This window comes from Paenibacillus sp. SC116 (assembly GCF_024733555.1).
Lineage (GTDB): Bacteria > Bacillota > Bacilli > Paenibacillales > Paenibacillaceae > Paenibacillus_B.
Map to the genome: position 1 here is coordinate 1544965 of NZ_JANIOF010000001.1, position 20422 is coordinate 1565386.

Below are 20422 nucleotides of genomic sequence, written 5' to 3' on the forward strand. Positions count from 1 at the left end.
TTGGGTTCTCACTAAACTGCCTTACATTTCAAATCAAGAGGAGCAATCATTTTATGAGCACACTTTTCGATTCCCCATATGCTGCAATAAAGGACGAAGCACTTGCCATTTCAATCGATGAATCTTACGTGCTTAGCCTATTGATGGAACTGCTTCACACCCCTAGTCCAACAGGCTACACGCACCATATTATGAACCGTATTCACGAAGAAGCACATAAACTCGGATATACAATGGAACGCAATCAGAAAGGTGGCGGCTACATTCGAGTGAAAGGCGCCCAAGACGACAGCACTCAAGTTATCGGCCTTTCTGCTCATGTAGATACGCTTGGTGCTATGGTTCGTTCGATTCATACAGACGGAACCCTGCGTCTTACGCCACTAGGCGGCTACATGATGAGTTCCATCGAAAATGAATATTGTCAGATACATACGCATGCAGGACAAACGTACACAGGTACAATAATGACGAAACAGCCATCTGTTCATGTCTTCGATAAAGCAAGCGAATTGGCTCGTAACGAAGAAAATATAATCGTCCGTATCGATGAAATCGTACATACCAAAGAAGACACAGGGAAGCTGGGCATTCGTACAGGCAACTACGTTTCCTTTGATGCTCGTCCTGTGCATATGCCGAGCGGATTCATCAAGTCAAGACATTTGGATGACAAAGCAAGTGTAGCTGCTCTATTCGGCTTGCTACACAGTATGAAGGTTCATCAATGGAAGCCACAGCACGATATCGTCATCTACATTACCAATTATGAAGAGATCGGACACGGTGCGTCATCATTGCCTAGTGGGATCACAGAGCTAATTGCCGTGGACATGGGAGCAATGGGAGATGATCTAAACTGTAAAGAAACAGATGTATCGATCTGTGCCAAGGACTCATCCGGTCCGTATGATTACTTTATGACTTCTCGACTCGTTCAACTTGCGGAAAGAGAAGGCATTGCTCATGTCGTAGACATTTATCCGCGCTACGGTTCTGATGCATCAGCTGCACTGCGTGGAGGAAACGATATCCGCGCTGCCTTGATCGGTCCTGGCGTGCACGCTTCTCATGCGATGGAACGCACCCATTTGCAAGCCGTAATCAATACGGCGAAGCTGCTTGCCGCTTATATTACGGAGTAGCCGTTAGAGTTTGGAGGGATTCCGAATTCAGGTCAGCCGTTTACGTCAATCATGAGTTCTGGATCGTGTAAAGTGTGTAGTCAATCCTATAAAATAGCCGCATTTGCTTGTCCTTACTGCTCTAACGGTTAGCATAGAGGCTATTCTGCTGATTTCCACTTATATTGAGGTGTAAGGGATGTAGGAGAGCTTATTTGCTAGATTAAGCGTGTAAAGTTGCCATAATAGCTGAAATAAGCTCGTTTACAATCGTTAAAATTCTATTATAGACGATTTCATAAGAATAACGTCAATGGCGCTCGTTAGAAAAAGCCGATCCGATAACAGCAATACAAATACAAATGCATTTGTATTTGTTTTCGTATTTGTATTTTCATTAGTTAAGGTTGCTTTTTTACATAGGTGTAACGATATAGACAGTACAGCACCTTTGCAGATTCCAGCAATCTGTTGTTTTATTGAATAAAAAGGGTTGGAGGAATACGAACATGACAGAACATCCACTTCCACAAGTTTTTCCTAGTAACTTTAACGCCCTTGTTGTTGAAAAAAATGAAGCAGGCGATATACTTCCTGTCGTTCGCTCGATCTCGATGTCTGACCTCCCGGAAGGAAATGTTACGATCAAGGTCGCTTATTCCAGCTTGAATTACAAAGATGCTTTAGCCTGTGTGACAAATGGCGGTATCGTCAAATCCTATCCTTTCATCCCAGGGATCGATGCAGCTGGTACAGTCGTAGCATCCGATGATGAACGATATAAGGTTGGACAATCCGTGCTGCTGACCGGATATGAATTCGGCGTCAGCCACTCTGGTGGACTAAGCGAATATGTCAGAGTGTCAGGTGATTGGCTTGTCCCTTTACCTGCTGGATCTAGCCTTCGTGATGCTATGGCATTCGGCACTGCTGGTCTTACGGCTGCTCTTTCCGTTGAAAGGCTAGTAAATCACGGATTGAAGCCTGAAAATGGACCCATTCTCGTTACGGGAGCGAGCGGCGGAGTTGGTTCGTTAGCCGTCGGCATTCTATCCAAGCTAGGATATGAAGTAGTAGCTGCTACAAGCAAGGCGACCTTCGAACCGATTTTGAAGCAGCTAGGCGCTGCGCAGATTATTTCGCGTGAGCAATTGCTTCCTGAGAAGCAGCGCCCTCTGAATAAGCAGCTCTGGGCAGGAGTCATCGACGTCTGTGGCGGAGATATTTTGGCATCTGCGATTGCTTCTGTAAACTACGGCGGCGCCGTCTCAGCGAGCGGATTAACAGCTGGAACCAACTTGCCAACAACTGTGCTGCCGTTTATTTTACGTGGCGTTACCTTATACGGCATCGATTCTGTGTATGCACCGAATGCGCAAAGAAAAATGCTGTGGAATAGATTGCTTACGGATTGGTCATCCATTGTTCATATAAACGGCTTCGTTCATGAACATAAGCTGCAAGATGTTCCAGCCTTGACGACTAGTATGCTGCAAGGGGCTAGTGAAGGAAGACGCATCATCCGATTAGGAAAATAAGGTTTGATAAGGTTCAAGAAATCCAGTGCTACCATTTCAGATGTTAACCAGAGGCGGAGGATGGAACGACACATGGATAGCTCAATCAAGCAGCCTGCATGGGACTCCGAGCTGAAACGGGCGGTTCAAATGCGTCAGGAGTCCCAGTTAGAAGCTTCCCTGCAATTGTTGTTAAAATTAGCAAGCAACTTTCCTGATGAGGGTATCGTACAGTATCAATGCGCATGGGCACATGATGCACTTGGCAAAGAAATATCTGCCGTCCCATACTATGTACGAGCACTATCATCTGAGCTCACGAACGAGGATCGCCGCGGTGCTTATTTAGGACTGGGCAGCACCTATCGAGCTATTGGTGAGTATGGGAAATCGAAGGCACTACTAGAAGAAGCAATCGCCCGCTTCCCAGATGCACGAGAATTCAAAGTATTTTACGCCTTAACCTTGTACAATCTTGGTCATCATGAAGAGAGTACTTCCTTACTACTCCGGCAGCTAGTGGAGACTACACAAGATGCTGATATTTCGCAATATAATCGTGCCCTGCTCTTCTATGCGGATCATCTAAATGAAGTGTGGACAGATGAGGAATAAATGCAGTCATACCTGATTTCATTCGAGCGATATAGAAGCTATAACGAACATACACAAACAACCCGCATCACTCCTATAAGTGATGCGGGTTGTTTGTTGTGCTGTGCTATTTTCAAATACATATGGTTGGTATCAGCGTAAACACAATGTTAGCATTTCACCTATGCGCCATTTACGAACGTTTTGCCGCTTCAATCTGCTCAGCCAGCTCACTAAGCTCTGTCCAGCGTTCCAGCAGGTCACTTAGTTTCTGCTCAGCCTCCTGCTGCTGCTTCGTCAGTTCTTGCAAACGTACGGAATCACTAAATGCTGCTTCCATGTCTGCGTTATTACGCTCCATTTGTGCCTCTACATCGGCGATCCAGCCTTCAATTTGATTGAATTCCTGCTCTTCCTTATACGACATTTTCAGCTTTGGCTTACGTTCTGACTTCGCCGCCGCTGCTTCTGTCGATGTATGAGCTTGATTCCCTTGCTTATCGCTGGATGCAGACTTCTGCTCGTTAAGCGAGGACAAACCTTGAGCTGCTCTCCACTCCACGTATTCCGTATAGTTACCAACATGATTGCGAATTTCCCCATTTTCAAACGACCATATCCGATCCACGACTCGATCAAGGAAGTAGCGATCATGGGATACGGTAATCACAACACCAGGGAATTCATCCAAATAATTCTCCAACACCGCTAACGTTTCTACATCCAAGTCATTCGTAGGCTCATCTAGCAAGAGCACATTGGGCGCTGTCATTAACAATTTCAGCAATTGCAAGCGACGTTTCTCACCACCAGAAAGCTTGCCAACGATCGTCCACTGCATCGATGGATTAAATAAGAACCGTTCCAGCATCTGTGCAGCACTAATCGTGTGGCCTTCGGCCGTCTTTACAGTCTCAGCAGCTTCTCGAATATATTCGATAACGCGCATCGATTCATCCATTTCATCATGCTCTTGCGTGAAGTATCCGATGCGTACCGTTGGTCCAAGTACAATGTTCCCTTTTTCCGGCTGCCTCGTTCCCGCAATAATTTGCAACAATGTCGATTTACCGCTGCCGTTCACACCAACGATACCAATGCGATCATGCGGAACCGCGATATAATCCAAGCCACGGAACAATTTACGTGTTCCAGCATCGGCCCCGATAGACTCCAGCTCCATAATCTTTTTCCCAAGACGAGCACTTGCCGCAGATACTTCAACAGAGCCCTGCTTCTGTGTCGGTCCTTGAGATTGCAAATCCTCAAAACGGTCAATCCGAGCCTTCTGTTTCGTTGTACGCGCCTTTGCCCCACGGCGGATCCATGCTAACTCTTGGCGTAAAATATTTTGACGCGTTGATTCTGCAGAAGCTTCACGCGCTTCACGGTCAGCCTTCAATTCAAGGAAATGCGTATAGTTCGCCTCGTAAAAATGAGCACGCCCAGAATCAAGCTCGATCATTCGATTCGCAACACGGTCAAGGAAATAGCGATCATGGGTAATCATAATTAGCGCACCCGTGCGCTTCTGTAAATAGGACTCAAGCCACGCCACCGTATCATTATCAATATGGTTGGTAGGCTCGTCGAGCAGCAATAAATCTGATGGATGGATCAATCCTGCAGCGAGTGCAACCCGCTTGCGCTGACCACCAGACAACTCACTGACACGAGCATCATAACGAGTAATGCCCAGCTTAGACAAAATGGTCTTCGCTTCACTTTCAATCTGCCAGGCCTGTAGTCGATCCATATCATCACTAGCTTGAACGAGCTGCATTTGGAGCTTCTCATCTTCTGGTTGAACACGAAGACGCTCTAAAATATCTGTATATCGACGGACCGCCTTCATTTCAGGCGCATCCCCACTCATTATCGTTTCTAATACCGTGGCATGCGGTTCAAATTCAGGTTCCTGTGCCACATACTGCACACGAATCGCATTCCCTTTCATGATACGTCCAGTTTCAATCGGGTCAATCCCTGCCAACGTACGCATAAATGTTGATTTACCGGTTCCGTTCACACCGATTATTCCAAATCTATCTCCTGTCGCTATACCGAAAGATACATCTTTAAATAGTGTCTTCTCTCCGTAGCTTTTACCAAGCTGTTCTACGGTAATTACATGCATACTTCTTCCTCCGAACTTTGTGAATATCAATAAACAAGGAGAACCTATGGTTCTCCCTAGCATCTATATCTATACTGCTATGATCCTTATGCAGGCCACATAGAGCTATGCAAGCTGTTTCTCGCTCATTCTGCCTCTAGGTCAACTACTTCTGATGCATACAACCATTCATAAACAAATCGGTAGCAAAAACTACTCGTTGACAAACATCTTCCTCTTGAAAGGACGGATCGAACAAAATATCCATCTTCATCATATCCAATATGCCTATAAATGACTTGGCAAGCAGCTTAGGCTCTTTAAAGCCATCTATTTCAAGCATATCCGCCAGAATTCGTATATATTGAACCATAAAAGACTGAATTTCCTGGAGCATTTCAGGATCATTGTTAGGCATCATGAAAAATAGCTTCGTATAGTCCCGGCGATTATAGAAATAACGCAAATGATGACTAGCTACTTCGGATAATCGCTCTTTCAAAGACTCACTCTGCTGCAAACCGTTCGTAAGCTGCTCTAGAAATTGCTCAAAGTCGCGCTTCGTCATAGCCGTAAACAATTGCTCCTTGCTGCTAAAATACAAGTACAATGTTCCTTTCGCAATTCCTGCCCGCTCAGCAATCTCAGACATTTTCGTTTCGTAGAAGCCGTTGGCACCGAAGAGTTCGTAAGCTGCATCCAAAATCAAATTCCACTTGTCTCCCTGTACTTGACTCATCGGCCCACCTCCTTCTGCTAAACGTAACTATGCATCTTGTTGATATGTCTCATCATCATATATCGAATATAACATGGGACATGAAAGATGTCGATTCAGAGCAAGAGTAAACTACCGATTAACCATGCCAAAAGACCACCAACGATGGAACTCAGGCTATTGACCAAATCATTTGTCATCCAACGGAAACCCCTCACGAGTGTAGTTGCTTGATCGCAATGCTGCAATCTTTCTGTAGCAGCACCACACTTCTCGCATCGGTAGGAAGCCTGCCAGGTGGCACCGAGCAAAGAGTCCGTAAACGCCCCTGCTACACCGCCAATGGCTCCACTGATACCGACTGCAAGCAGCAGATACCAACTATATGGGTATGGAAACGCGAGATCTTGGGCGATGTACAAGCAGACAACAGCCGCACCACCAATGATGATCGCTCCACCTACTGCGGCCCAAGTACCGAGCACCGATACAGCTCCTGATGTACCTGCTGGCACAGGACGCCACGTGATGACCGAGCGCGGCTGCGAGCGACTTAAGCTGCCAATTTCCGTTGCCCATGTATCCGCATTAACAGTAGCCATAACCCCAACAAATAAAAATACCCAAGCGGGGTGAGGGAACAATGCGTTCGCCACGCATAACAGCATGCCGATTCCGCCGTTAGCCCACACTTGGTGCGCATCTCGCTGACCCGTTTTTTCATAAATCGTATCAAAGCGGCTTTTCGCACGCTTTTTCCATTTTGACCAACCCGTTGACGTTATAAAAAAGGTAAGCAGCAGCCCGAACCATAGCAAACTACCACTTCCAAAGTACACCGTTCCCATCACGAAGGCTGCTAATGCGCCTGAACGAGTAAGTGATCGCTTTTTATAAGCTGCGCCCGCCATAAAAAGACTTCCAACAAATCCGATTATCCAGTCCATTTTGTTTCCTTTCTGGTATCCTTACTATCTTACTTACTATCTTACTTGCTAGCTTAATTGCTAGCTTAATTGCTATTTTAGTTACTACCGATACTATTACTATTATTACTATTGCTTAGCCTCTATAACGCAGGAACCAATCGCCTCGCCATTCCATTGCAGTTCAAGCACATCTCCAGCTTGCACCGCTCCAACGCCTGCCGGCGTTCCCGTGAAAATAACATCACCTTTACTTAAGCCATAGTTAGACGCCACATATTGAATGAGCTGTTGCAAATCGAAAATCATATCAGCTGCTGTTCCCTGCTGCACGACCTCACCATTACAAAGCAGTGCGAATGGCGTACAGATAACTTGCTGAACTCCTTCGAAAGGAATCGTATTCGTAATCGGTCCAGAATTATGAACACCTTTAGCAGGCAGCCATGGATGGCCTTTCGCCTTCAGCGTCTCCTGTACATCACGCAGTGTGAAGTCCAGCCCTAATGCAACGGCTTCAATCGCCTCGTCAACCGTCGTATCTGGTGTAACCTCTCTGCCAATGTAGAGCACAATCTCAATCTCATGATGAACCGCCCCTTGATGCAGCGGTAATTCGAGCGGCGTACGATCAGCAATTGGAACGACCGAATGGGACGGCTTCATAAACACCATTGGCTTCGTAGGAACATCATTGCCGAGTTCAAGCGCGTGCAGCTTGTAATTGCGGCCGATGCAGTAAACGTTGCGAATATTTGCGGCAAAAGGATGCTCATGATTGCTAGTTAGTTGATGTGTCATTAGAAACCTCTCCTTATTTGTTGATGAATGCTGAGTACGCTGAGTACTAAAATTATAGGGGCTATCAAGATTCAAAGAGATATGTACAAGAACATGAACTATATTTATTGTATTCGAATTCGGCCATTCTTTCATCTATATCATATGAACAAATGCTAGTGCGTGCTGTAATATGGTAACTCACATGAATTCAAATGAAACGAAAGAACCAGTCGCCGATTGTAGTATCGACGACTGGCCGTTTAGAACATGGCATATATAGTATCAATTCTGTTAAGGCATAACTGCAACGGGACTTACAACACGGAATGTTCCTGTACCAATCGTACCTAAGACACCACTACTGCTTTCCACCTTGCCTGTACAAGTCAGTGAACGACCTGACTGATGAATGACTTCTGCCGTCACAACGAGCTCTTCTGCCTTCATGGGAGCAACAAAATTAACATTTAAATTGGATGTAACTGTATTTTCATGCGGACGAAGCAGCATAGTAGCCAGCCCCATCGCGTTATCGAGTAGCGAAGCAAGTACACCCCCATGGACGATGCCGATCACATTCAAATGGTGTGGCTGCACTTTAAGTTTGAGCACAACCTTAGCCGTAGAAGCTTCGATCACTTCACAGCCAATAAAATCCCAGAATGTACCGCGCGCACGCTCCGTTAACGTATTCAGCCATTTCTCTTGTCCTTCCGTAACCGGCTTTAAGCTCATCGGACAATTCCTCCTGATTTTTACTACACACAGACTGTATTGCGGTTGTCATGCTTTTTTTACTTTTATTACTCTTGCCTATTTCATCAACGCACTCGTCTCTTCTTCCAAGAGAGCACGTTTCAGTACTTTACCAGCAATCGTCTTCGGCAGTTCAGCCCTAAATTCATAGTAGCGCGGCACCTTATAGCTGGCCAGACGAGCTCGGCACCATACATTCAACTCTTCTTCCGTTACATGCTTGCCAGCACGAAGGACAATGAATGCCTTGACGGTCTCACCTCGATACTCATCTGGAATACCGACAACACTGGCGTCTTGGATGTGAGGGTGCTCGAACAGCACCTCTTCAATTTCACGCGGATAAATGTTGAATCCGCCTGCAATTACAAGGTCTTTTTTTCGATCTACAATCGAAAAAAATCCTTCCTCATCCATACGTGCCATATCGCCTGTATACAACCAGCCATCGCGCAATACTCTGCTCGTTTCTTCAGGACGCTTCCAATATCCTTTCATCACCTGAGGTCCCTTGACGATTAACTCACCAATTTCGCCAACGGGCATAGCCTCTCCTGTATCAGGGTCTACAACCTTGGCATACGTATCCGGAAATGGAATACCTATCGTTCCATTTTTCCGCTTCCCCCACAGCAGATTAGCGTGCGTTACTGGGGAGCTTTCCGATAACCCGTACCCTTCAATAAGCTTGCAGCCACTTATTTGCTCAAACTTCGTCTGTACTTCAAGCGGCAGCGATGAGGCTCCACTAATGCACATTTCAATAGAGGAGAGATCATAATCAGCAATATTAGGGTGATTGATGAGTGCGATATACATCGTCGGTGCCCCTGGAAACATCGTAGGTTTGAGACGCTGGATCGATTCCAATATGTCTTTGGCATCGAATTTGGGGATAAGAATGTTCATCCCTGCTGTTACGATCGACAAGTTCATAAGAACGGTCATACCAAACACATGGAAGAATGGAAGCGCTCCCAAATAGATAGGCTCGCCCCGCTTTGCCTTATAGAACCAGCGGGAAACTTGTAACGTGTTGGCAATAAGATTGTTATGCGTCAGCATGACACCCTTGGCGACACCCGTCGTGCCGCCTGTATATTGCAGTAATGCAAGCTCATTCTCTGCATCAACATCAACACACACTGCCTCCTGCGAAGCAAGCTGCATCAAAGAATGGAAGGAGTGGACGCCCTTGCCGTAAGGGACGTCCAGATTCGCTCCACTGCGCCTTGCCTTAAATGGATACAGAAAATTTTTAGGAAACGGCAAAAATTCTTTAATGGAAGTTACAATTATATGCTCCAGCCCCGTTTGCTGCTTTACAGCATGTACACGAGGGAACAGCAGGTCTAACGTAACCATAATATTGGCTTCAGCATCATTGAGCTGATGTTCAATTTCCCGCTCCTTGTAAAGCGGATTGGTAAGCACAGCAACGGCGCCAATCATCAATGTTCCGTAGTAGGCAATGACCGTCTGTGGACAGTTCGGCAGCATAATGGCTACGCGGTCGCCGCGCTTCACGCCAAGGCCGGTCAACACATTTGCAAAGCGGTACGCAGCGTCTAGCAGTTGTTCATAGTTTATCTTTTTCCCCATAAAATACAGGGCCGTGCGATCCGGAAAATCTCGTGCCGCATGAATGAGAAACCGTGCCAAATTGTGTTTAGGATATTCGTAGGTCGAGGCGATCTCACTAGGATAATGACAGAGCCATGGCTTATCCACTGGCATACAAGCTCATCCCTTTCCCCAGGTCCACGCCGTCTATTTACGGCGTTGTTGGTTAGCGTGTGTCAGCCATACTTTCGACAATAACAACCGTTAGACGATGTACTTTTCTGCACCAATAACACGAGCCGCAATGCCGCGTTTCACAGCTACAGCATCAATAGGCGTGTTGCGTGTCAGCTTTTTCAAGATCGACAACTGAGTCCGCAGTACATCACCACTTTCCATCGTCGCTAGGGCCTCTTTAGCAAAACGACCAACGTCATCAAATGCTTCATGCACATAAACTTTCGTCATTTCGATTGCATTTGCAGCCTTGCCTTCTCCTGCTTTGGAAATTATTTTACGTGTACGCAGTAGGGCACTTTCCATTGCATAAATGAGAATCATGACATCCGCCAAGTTGCTCAGCACCTCCTGCTGCTTTTCAAGTTCCATAGCGTACTTTTGTACTGCCAATCCGCCGATCATGAGGAATACTTTTTTCGCCATGGATAATAAATGAGTTTCATGCTCCAACGTGCCCTCGAACGTTTGCCCAGGTACAAGCTGCATAAGTTCAGCTTGCAAGCCTTGTGCTTTTTGCATGAGAGGCAGTTCGCCTTTCATCGCTTTTTTGACCAGTGTGCCTGGGATAAGCAGGCGGTTAATTTCGTTTGTGCCTTCAAAAATACGGTTAATCCGCGAATCACGATAAATACGCTCGATTTTATATTCCTGCGTAAAGCCATAGCCGCCATGAATTTGTACGCCTTCGTCTGCCACGAAGTCCAGCACTTCGGATGCAAATACTTTGTTAATCGAGCATTCTAAGGCATACTCTGCAATGCTCTTCGCTAGTAACTGACCGGAATCAGGTCGATTTTGGTCAATATCTTTCATACTTGCATCGATTAAGCCGGAAGTGCGATATACCATACTTTCCGTCACGTACGTACGGATGTTCATCTCTGCAAGCTTCTTGCCGATTAGCGGGAATGCGGATATTGGCTTGCCAAACTGTGTACGTATATTCGCATATTTAGAGCTGAGCTCAATCGCTTCTTTCGCTGCGCCAAGGCAGCCAGCACCTAATTTAAATCGACCAATGTTCAAAATATTGAACGCAATAACGTGGCCACGGCCAATTTCACCGAGCACATTTTCAACAGGGACCTTTACATCTTCAAAGAAGATTGGGCATGTAGATGATCCTTTAATCCCCATCTTTTTCTCTTCAGGCCCTACCGTAAAGCCTTCCATCTCGCGCTCGACAATGAAGGTCGTAAAATCTTTGCCATCTACCTTCGCATACACAATGAAAATATCTGCAAATCCAGCATTCGTAATAAATATTTTGGAACCGTTCAAAATGTAGTGCTGACCGTCTTCAGAAAGTTTCGCTGTCGTCTTCGCGCCCAATGCATCCGAACCAGATGTCGGCTCTGTTAAGCAATAAGCTGCAATCAGTTCACCTGCAGCCAATGCTGGCAAATACTTGCGCTTCTGCTCAGGTGTTCCGAAAAAAACAATCGGCAGCGTACCAATTCCAACATGTGCACCGACAGATAGTGCGAACGAAGAAGCTTGGGCGAGCGTTTCGTTAATAAGTGTGGAGCTAACCTTGTCCAGACCAAGCCCGCCATATTCCTCTGGAACGTCGGAGCCAAGCAAGCCAAGCTCTCCCGCTTTACGAATCAACTTAACCGTAAGCTCATAATTGAGCTTCTCGATTTCCTCGTCATGAGGTACAACTTCTCCCTCTACGAAGTCACGCGTTGTCTCCATCATCATGCGCTGTTCTTCTACAAAGTCCTCGGGTATAACGACTGAGCTCGCCTCAACATCATCAATAATGAAGCTTCCGCCTTTCACTTTCGTACCTTTCGTGTCCAACATATCCAATCTCTCCTTTATCATATAATGAATACGTTTACATCAAGATAAATTTCTATTAAAAATTAATGGATATCATTAGTTGATTTCTTAGGTGCGATGAACCAGGGAGCAGCATCGTATTCACGTAATCTACCACTACAGTGCATAAATAATGATGATATGGACAAATGTGCAGCTATTTTTAGTAGAAAACGCCATTTTGGAATAAATACGGACAAATGTGCAGTTCATTTTCTCGATTAGGCACTTAAAATGGGTAAGGAGACCAAAATAAATGTATTTTTGGCGTTAATCTGCGAAATAGCCAGACTTACAAATGAAATAACTGCACAATTGTCACTTATATCGATTAGGAACGTTATGAACTTTCCACTTACTCAGTGCTTAAGCTCCATACACCTCAATAACTCCGGCTGCTCCCATACCGCCGCCGATACACATCGATACGACCCCATATCCTCCGCCGCGGCGACGCAGCTCATGGACGAGCGATGCGGTTAGCTTCGTTCCTGTGCAGCCAAGTGGATGGCCAAGCGCAATAGCTCCACCGTTCACGTTGACTTTGCTTTCATCCAATTCCAGCTGACGAATAATCGCTACGCATTGGGAAGCAAATGCTTCGTTCAGCTCATACAGATTCACTTGCTCTTTCGTAATACCAGCCAGCTTAAGCGCTTTTGGAATCGCTTCGATTGGGCCAATTCCCATCACTTCAGGGTCAACACCCGCCAATGCAAAGGAGCGAAATGCTGCCAGCGGCTTCAGACCTAGTGCTTCTGCACGCTCTCTGGACATCAGTACAGCAGCAGCAGCGCCATCACTCATCTGCGAGGCATTGCCAGCTGTGACCGAGCCTTTCGCTGCAAAAGATGGCTTCAGCTTAGCCAAACCTTCTATCGACGTGTCAGTGCGAACACCTTCGTCCATATCGAATACGATATCCTTCTCCCACGGACGCCCATTCTCACCGATGCCCTTTACCTTCGTCGAGATTGAGACGATCTCATCTTTGAATTTGCCTTCTGAAATTGCCGCTGCCGCTTTCCTATGGCTGTTATACGCGAATTCGTCTTGCGCTTCGCGGCTAATGTCATAGCGGTTCGCCACATTTTCCGCAGTATGGCCCATGCCCATATATACTTGCGGCATTTCTGCTACAAGCTGAGGATGCGGTGCAAGCTTGAATCCTGTCATCGGGACGTGGCTCATACTTTCGACGCCCCCCGCCACGATGACATCAGCGTGCCCAAGCATAATCCGTTCAGCCGCATAAGCAATCGACTGTAGTCCCGATGCGCAAAAGCGGTTGACTGTAACAGCTGGCACAGTCGTCGGAAAGTCTGCATACAGCGACATTACACGAGCAAAGTTAAGGCCTTGCTCACCCTCAGGCATTGCACAGCCGATAATGACGTCATCAACGTCCTCTTTGCGCAGACCAGGCGCCCTACGGATTGCTTCATCCAGCACGATGCGGCCTAAATCCTCGGAACGTGTATGCGCTAAACTGCCGCGCTTCGCTCTGCCAATCGGTGTACGCACGATGGATACTATGACTGCTTCTTTCATCGTTATCTCCCCTCACTGGTTCTGATCTCATGAATTTGGATAGCTAAATAGTTAGATAGTTAGATAGTTAGATAGTTTGATATTTTATTAATTCGAAAACACATCCAACTCTACTAGTTGCGCAATGGCTTGCCCGTCGTCAAAATATGCTGCATTCGCTGCTGCGTCTTCGGCTCACCCGTTAAGCTTAAAAATGCTTCACGCTCCAGATCGAGCATATACTGCTCCGAAACATAGCTGTTCGCCGGCACATTTCCACCAGCCAATACATGCGCAAGCTTGTTGGCGATTAGTTGGTCGTGTTCGCTGATAAAGCCACTTTGGCGCATCGTATACGCACCTAGCTGCATAACCGCTTTGCCTTGTTCGCCGACAACGCGGATACGCTCTTCGACTGGCGCATTATAGCCAGCACGATCCATATCCAGCACCGCCATTTTTGCTTCATAAATACGGTGATCCGAGTTAATAACGACCGAATCTTGCGGTGCCATGTAACCAAGTCGCTTCGTATCATGACCGCTCGTTGACACTTTCGCCATCCCAATCGTTTCAAAGTAGCCATTCATAAATGGCTGCAAATCAACCTCAGGATTGCTCACTAAGCGGCTTGTGCGCAGTGCAACTTCTTTACAACCGCCGCCTGCTGGAATAAGACCAACACCGACCTCAACAAGTCCATAGTAAGTTTCAGCCGAGAAAATCACCTTATCAGCTGGCATACAAGCCTCCACTCCACCACCAAGCGTCATCTGATGTGGAGCAGCCACGACCGGCTTCGGCAACCGTTTCAATGCCATCATGCTGTTTTGGAACAATCGAATTATGCTATCCACTTCATCCCACTCGCCATCTTGCGCTTCCATTAATAGCAGCATCAAGTTGGCACCGACGCAAAAATGTTTACCTTCATTCGCAATGACGAGACCTCGATAGTTGTTACGCACTTCTTCTGCACTCTTCTGAATCATCGTTAAAATGTCCCCGCCAATGGCGTTATTAGGCGAACTGAACTCCAGACAGGCAACATCGTCACCAATATCAATCAAATTCGCGCCTGAGTTAGACAAAATAATGCGATTTTGTTCTTTCAGCGCACGCAAGGAAATGTGCTCAGGTCGAGTTTCAACAGCAGTTAGGGCGCATTCATAATAGAAGGCGCTGCTTCCAGCTTCTCTCACGTAAAAGCTCGTATGACCAGCAGCTATCCATGATGTAACCCAATCTGGCAGGACGTCCCCTTCCGCCTCCATAAGCTGTGCGCTTTTTACAAGACCGATGGCATCCCATAGCTCAAACGGCCCGAGATCCCAGTTGAAGCCCCACTTCATTGCATTGTCAATCTCAACAATGGAGTCTGCGATCTCACCCAATTTATTTGCAGCGTACAGCAGTACAGGCTTGAGCACGTTCCACGCAAGCTCCGAATAACGGTCACCCGTTCCGAGAAGCGCCTTTATTTTGGCTGCTGCACCTTTGGCAGATTTAGCGGCTTCTAACGAAGCTCCCTTCACCTTTTGCGAAACCGCATACTCCATCGTTTCCAGTTTCAGCGCCTGAATCTCTTTTCCAGTCGCCGTCTTTACTTTTTTATAGAAGCCCTGCCCCTGCTTCTCACCGATCCAGCCTAGTTCCACCATCCGGCGCAGCACGGTCGGCGCATCGAAAATAGCTTTCTCCGACTCATCCGTCGTATTGTCATACACGTTCCCAGCCACATGAACAAAAGTATCCAGACCTACGAGATCAAGCGTACGGAAAGTCGCGCTTTTCGGTCGGCCCATAGCTGGCCCTGTAACTGCGTCGATTTCTTCGACGGTATAACCTTTTTCCAACATTTCACGCAGCGTCACGAGCAGCCCATACGTACCGATCCGATTGGCAATAAAATTCGGCGTATCTTTGGCCGATACCACGCCTTTGCCGAGGCTCTTTTCACCAAACAGAGTCATATATTTCACAATTTCAGGGTCCGTTGTCTGGCCTGGAATAACTTCAAGCAGCTTCATATAACGCGGTGGATTAAAGAAATGAGTGCCTAAAAAATGACGTTTGAATGCATCTCCACAAGGCTCTACCATTTCGTTAATCGAAATGCCTGAAGTGTTAGAAGAAACGATGGTACCTGGTGTCCACACCTGCTCAATGCGCTGCAGTAATTGACGCTTCACGTCAAGACGCTCCACGACAACTTCGATAATCCAGTCCACTTTGGACAATTTGTGCAGGTCGTCTTCCAGGTTGCCTGGTGTGATGCGAGTAGCAAATGCTTCGCTATACAGCGGAGCTGGCTTTGTTTTTTTAAGCTTTTCAATTGCTGTTACGGCAAGCTTACTGCGTACTTTAGGGTTCTCTAAAGTAAGACCTGCTTTTTTCTCATCTTCGGTAAGCTGTGTTGGAACGATATCAAGCAGCAAACAAGAGATACCTGCACCTGCTAAATGTGCGGCTATCGCTGCTCCCATCACACCTGAGCCAATCACGGCGGCTTGCTGAATCGGTTTGACCATGTTCGGAAACCCTCCTGTTTGAAAATGGTGAGCTTATATTGGTAATGAAATTGTTGCTAATTAAGAGTTGATGTGTCGTTTGCGCTGTAAATGTTAAATGTGGAATCTCAATTCAAGTAGAATAATTGGAGTCGTATAAGTAGCGAATAGTAGTCATATCGTTAAAGTGGTTTTACTTAGTAGAAGCAAAGCAATCTCTGTGAAGTTGTTGTTGTTTTTCTTGATTAGGACCTGATGCTCACATTTAAATCTGCATCCTATACCCTATGCCGTTACAGCTTCCTTATCACCAGACGAGACAGGGCCAAACACGGCAAGCTCCAGCAGCTCGGCAATATCCTTCGTTTGCACGCTTTCCTCGGCATTCAACAGCTTGGTGCCATCCTCCATCATCGTCAAGCAAAATGGACACGCGGATGAGATAACCGTTGGCTTCACTTCGAGTGCCTGCTCGGTTCGAGCCAAGTTCACTCTTTTGCCCGCCGTTTCTTCCATCCACATCATGCCGCCGCCAGCGCCGCAGCACATGCCGTTTTCGCGTGTACGCTCCATCTCCAACAGCTCTACGCCCTCAATCGCGCGCAGCACGTTGCGCGGTTGGTCATAGACGTTGTTATAGCGCCCTAAGTAGCAGGAATCATGGTACGTTACACGCTCTTTCACCTCATGCTTAGGAACTATGCGCTTGTCACGAACGAGTTCGTCAAGCAGCTCGGTATGGTGCAGCACTTCTGCTTCTAAGCCGAATTCAGGATACTCATTTTTGAGCGTATTGTACGTGTGCGGACATGCCGTCACAATTTTGCGAACATTGTATTTTTGGAACGTGCCTATATTTTCTTCACACAGCTGCTGGAACAAAAATTCATTGCCCATGCGCCTTGGCGTGTCGCCGGAGTTCTTTTCCTCGTTGCCAAGGATCGCGAAGTTTACACCTGCTTCATTAAGCAAACGGACAAAGGCCCGTGTTACTTTGCGACTGCGGTTATCGTAAGAGCCCATCGAGCCAACGAAGAATAGCACGTCGAAAGCTGGATTTTCTTTAACTGTAGGCACTTTTAGAACGCCCTCTGGATCAACATCCTGCACCCATTTCACACGATCGTTGCGGCTAATGCCCCACGGGTTACTTTGACGCTCGATATTTTGCAAAGCACGCTGCCCATCATGCGGCATGCTGCCTTGGGTAAGTACAAGGTAACGGCGCAAGTCAATAATTTTATCAACATGCTCATTGCCGACCGGGCATTGATCTTCACAGTTGCGGCACGTTGTGCATGCCCATATTTCCGACTCACTCATAATATCACCGACAAGTTCTAGCTGCCCTGGTGTACGTCCATCTGCTACAGGCAGCCAAGATCGTGCCTGCGCTTGCATGGTCGCACCGATGTCCGTAATGCCCTGCCCATTCCATGCTCCTAGCTGCTGCCCCTCCATTCGCATCATATGTGTCGTCTCGCCTGAAAAAGCAAATGCAGGAACCCAAGGGGATTTCGATGTAATTGCAGCACCCTTTTCGGTTAAATGGTCGCGCATTTTTGTAATCATGTGCATCGGTGACAGCCATTTACCAGTGCTCGCTGCTGGGCACACATTCGTACAGCGACCGCATTCCACACATGCATACAAATCAAGTAACTGCTTTTGCGTCAAATCTTCAATTTTGCCGACGCCAAATGATTCCGCTTCTTCATCTTCCAAATCGAGCTTGCGCAATCGACCAACAGGCTCCGTACGCCGCAGAATGATATTGAGTGGTGCCGTAATTAGGTGAAAATGTTTGGATTGTGGCACATACACGAGGAACGCCAGCAAAATAAGTAAATGAGCCCACCAGCTAATTACGTACAAAACAGTTGCAGCTTCTGTACTCATACCAAGTGAGTCGAACGGTATAGCGATCAGTGATGAGAAAGGCGCGTGCCAGGATGGCTCCAATCCTTCTCGTATTCGGGCGACAGTTTGTGTGAACAGTACAGAGAGCATCAAGCTGTAGATGAAGAAAAGGACTAGACTTGGCTTCCAGCCTCGCTTAAGTCTTTGCAGCTTCTCTCCATATCGACGATATGCAGCGTAGCCCATCGCAATGAGAATCGATGCTACGGTCAGCTCTTGCAGCAGCTCGAAGTAAGCAAATCCGGGAATAGGCAGCGAACGTCCTGCCAAGCCTTTGTAAATAATATCAATGGCTCCGAGCTGTAAAATAAGGAATCCATAGAAGACAACAAGATGCATCAATCCGCTTTTGCGGTCCTTCATCAGCTTCGTCTGTCCAAACACTTGCCCCATAAACTCGCGCAAATTGTGCTTAACCCGCCCCTTCCAATTAACGGGCTGCCCCAATTGGACGTACAAATAACGATGGTACACCGCTTTGAAAAACCAATAGACGCCAAGCCCAGTAACGCCCAAAAATAGCAGCAGATGCACGAACGCTCCTGGCATTAAAACCAACTCCTTTCTGAGATGTCCATACCTAATGAATAGTAAATTAGTAAAAAAACGAATGAACGCTCATTCATTTTATGGTTAAGCGCTTCCAATTGCTACTTGATCACGGAGCTACAAAGCTAACTTGCCTCTTTATGAAACACTTTGGGATGAGCAAATGTCATTGACAAGGAAAAGTTTGTATTTTATGATAGCAGCAACTGAATGAGTATTCATTCATGATTTATCCATATTCTAACATCGAGGTGATTCCATTGACAAGTAGCAAAAAAGAAAAATATACCCAAATTCTCGAAGCGGCCTTAAAAGTGTTTGCCGAGCACGGGTATCACCGCTCTCAAGTTGCTCGGATAGCTAAGGAAGCTGGAGTTGCTGACGGTACTATTTATTTGTATTTCAAACGGAAGGAGGATATTCTCATCTCTCTGTTTCGAGAGAAACTGGGCGAGCTGGTGAGTAAATTTCATGCGACTATCGAGCAAACAACCAGTGCGAAAGATGCGCTGCGTAAAGTGTGCGAGATTCATTATACAGAGCTGGAGAACAATGTGGATCTAGCCTTTGTGACTCAAATTGAACTGCGCCAAAGCTCTCTTGAGCTGCGCAAAGAAATTGGCAGTGCGATTAAGCCATACATCACTTTAATTGAACAGCTTCTTCAGCAAGGTATTGAAGAGGGCCTCTTCCGTCCTGATCTCGATGTTAAGCTGACACGTCTGCTTCTATTTGGTGCGATGGATGAGGTTGTAACCTCGTGGTTGATTTCCGGTAGAAAATATTCGCTATCCGGCCAAGTAGATGGGACAGTAAACTTCTTTTTTAAAGGTATCGAACAAGCGTAGCCAATTTTTATTCCAGCCTTTGTAACTGGATGTTGCTCCCCTTAGATGCATTTGCTGCGAGGTTACTCGGCTTTCTCTTACTTCATTTATTTTGAACGAAAGGGGCAGTGCAAGATGAACATTATCGTCTTAGTAAAGCAAACGTTTGATACGGAGGAAAAAATCGTCGTCGAACAAGGCTCCGTTATAGAAGATGGGGTTAAATTCGTCATTAATCCATATGATGAATATGCCGTTGAGCAGGCGATCCAAATTCGAGACGAGGCAGGCGGTAAAGTAACCGTTGTCTCGGTAGGACCTGAACGAGCAGCAGAAGCGCTGCGCACCGCACTCGCCATGGGGGCTGATGAAGCTGTACTTATAAATGACAGCCGCATTGGTCATGATGAGCACTCTGTCGCTATGGCCTTGCACGCGTTTGTCTCGCAAGAGCCGTACGATTTAATTCTCGGAGGCAATTTCTCCGTAGACAACGGAGCAGGTCAAGTCGCCGTTCGACTGGCCAAATTACTTTCCATCCCGCACACTTCATCCATTACAAAGCTGGACATTACCACAGGCAGCGCAGTCGCTCACCGCGATGCAGAGGGCGACCTCGAAACAGTTGAGCTGCCCTTACCTGCTTTATTTACAGCACAACAAGGCTTGAACGAGCCGCGTTATCCTTCCTTGCAAGGCATTATGAAAGCAAAGAAAAAGCCGTTCCGCGAACTGTCACTCGACGACTTGAATCTCAATGTTGGAGCTGTTGCCCCTCGTACAGAGCGCAAAGATTTACAGCTCCCTCCTGCTCGCCAAGCTGGCAAGATCATTCCTGGTGAGCCAGCAGAGCAGGTTCAGGAGTTGTTCCGCCTGCTGCGTACAGAAGCAAAGGTTATTTAATCGATTGGGAGGCGAATTT

The 20422-nt window shown here is 46.7% G+C and carries 15 protein-coding genes; 5 read left to right on the top strand and 10 right to left on the bottom strand.

The genetic code is table 11. The annotated features are described in order from the left end of the window. Positions 1 to 53: 53 nt before the first annotated feature. The 3 genes from NQ117_RS06855 (at position 54) to NQ117_RS06865 (ending at position 3256) form a co-directional block, all read left to right on the top strand. Positions 54 to 1145 carry a M42 family metallopeptidase gene (locus tag NQ117_RS06855; protein ID WP_258277224.1) on the top strand — a complete coding sequence of 364 codons (1092 nt, stop codon included), beginning with the start codon at positions 54 to 56 and terminating at the stop codon, positions 1143 to 1145. 488 nt (positions 1146 to 1633) lie between these two features. Then, positions 1634 to 2662, top strand: a complete 1029-nt coding sequence (locus NQ117_RS06860) for an acrylyl-CoA reductase family protein (protein WP_258277225.1) — start codon at positions 1634 to 1636, stop codon at positions 2660 to 2662. Positions 2663 to 2734: 72 nt separating this feature from the next. Beyond that, positions 2735 to 3256 carry a tetratricopeptide repeat protein gene (locus tag NQ117_RS06865; protein WP_258277226.1) on the top strand — a complete coding sequence of 174 codons (522 nt, stop codon included), beginning with the start codon at positions 2735 to 2737 and terminating at the stop codon, positions 3254 to 3256. 172 nt (positions 3257 to 3428) lie between these two features. On the opposite strand, the gene NQ117_RS06870 is transcribed toward NQ117_RS06865, so the two are convergent. The 10 genes from NQ117_RS06870 to NQ117_RS06915 all read right to left on the bottom strand — a co-directional run bounded on the left by NQ117_RS06870 (position 3429) and on the right by NQ117_RS06915 (position 18673). Beyond that, positions 3429 to 5372: an ABC-F family ATP-binding cassette domain-containing protein gene (locus tag NQ117_RS06870; RefSeq protein ID WP_258277227.1), complete on the bottom strand. Its 1944-nt coding sequence runs from the start codon at positions 5370 to 5372 to the stop codon at positions 3429 to 3431. Positions 5373 to 5517: 145 nt separating this feature from the next. Beyond that, on the bottom strand, positions 5518 to 6090 hold the full coding sequence (locus NQ117_RS06875) for a TetR/AcrR family transcriptional regulator (RefSeq protein ID WP_258277228.1): 573 nt from the start codon (positions 6088 to 6090) through the stop codon (positions 5518 to 5520). A 95-nt stretch (positions 6091 to 6185) separates the two neighbouring features. Beyond that, on the bottom strand, positions 6186 to 7016 hold the full coding sequence (locus tag NQ117_RS06880) for a DUF92 domain-containing protein (RefSeq protein ID WP_258277229.1): 831 nt from the start codon (positions 7014 to 7016) through the stop codon (positions 6186 to 6188). 108 nt (positions 7017 to 7124) lie between these two features. Then, a complete protein-coding gene (locus NQ117_RS06885) occupies positions 7125 to 7796 on the bottom strand; it encodes a fumarylacetoacetate hydrolase family protein (protein ID WP_258277230.1) in 672 nt (223 codons plus the stop codon). Positions 7797 to 8069: 273 nt separating this feature from the next. Next, a complete protein-coding gene (locus NQ117_RS06890; RefSeq protein WP_258277231.1) occupies positions 8070 to 8513 on the bottom strand; it encodes a PaaI family thioesterase in 444 nt (147 codons plus the stop codon). 78 nt (positions 8514 to 8591) lie between these two features. Next, entirely contained in the window at positions 8592 to 10271 is a 1680-nt protein-coding gene (locus NQ117_RS06895) for an AMP-binding protein (protein ID WP_258277232.1), read from the bottom strand. 90 nt (positions 10272 to 10361) lie between these two features. Next, positions 10362 to 12146, bottom strand: a complete 1785-nt coding sequence (locus NQ117_RS06900) for an acyl-CoA dehydrogenase family protein (protein WP_258277233.1) — start codon at positions 12144 to 12146, stop codon at positions 10362 to 10364. A 384-nt stretch (positions 12147 to 12530) separates the two neighbouring features. Continuing rightward, the gene (locus NQ117_RS06905) at positions 12531 to 13715 is read right to left on the bottom strand and encodes an acetyl-CoA C-acyltransferase (protein WP_258277234.1); all 1185 of its coding nucleotides are present in this window, start codon (positions 13713 to 13715) and stop codon (positions 12531 to 12533) included. A gap of 113 nt (positions 13716 to 13828) precedes the next feature. Further along, a complete protein-coding gene (locus tag NQ117_RS06910; protein WP_258277235.1) occupies positions 13829 to 16225 on the bottom strand; it encodes a 3-hydroxyacyl-CoA dehydrogenase/enoyl-CoA hydratase family protein in 2397 nt (798 codons plus the stop codon). A 264-nt stretch (positions 16226 to 16489) separates the two neighbouring features. After that, the gene (locus NQ117_RS06915) at positions 16490 to 18673 is read right to left on the bottom strand and encodes a (Fe-S)-binding protein (protein WP_258277236.1); all 2184 of its coding nucleotides are present in this window, start codon (positions 18671 to 18673) and stop codon (positions 16490 to 16492) included. A 260-nt stretch (positions 18674 to 18933) separates the two neighbouring features. Here NQ117_RS06915 and NQ117_RS06920 point away from each other — a divergent pair, with 260 nt between their 5' ends. Next, the gene (locus tag NQ117_RS06920; protein ID WP_258277237.1) at positions 18934 to 19521 is read left to right on the top strand and encodes a fatty acid metabolism transcriptional regulator FadR; all 588 of its coding nucleotides are present in this window, start codon (positions 18934 to 18936) and stop codon (positions 19519 to 19521) included. Between the two features lie 114 nt (positions 19522 to 19635). Next, a complete protein-coding gene (locus NQ117_RS06925) occupies positions 19636 to 20403 on the top strand; it encodes an electron transfer flavoprotein subunit beta/FixA family protein (protein ID WP_258277238.1) in 768 nt (255 codons plus the stop codon). Positions 20404 to 20422: the final 19 nt, after the last annotated feature.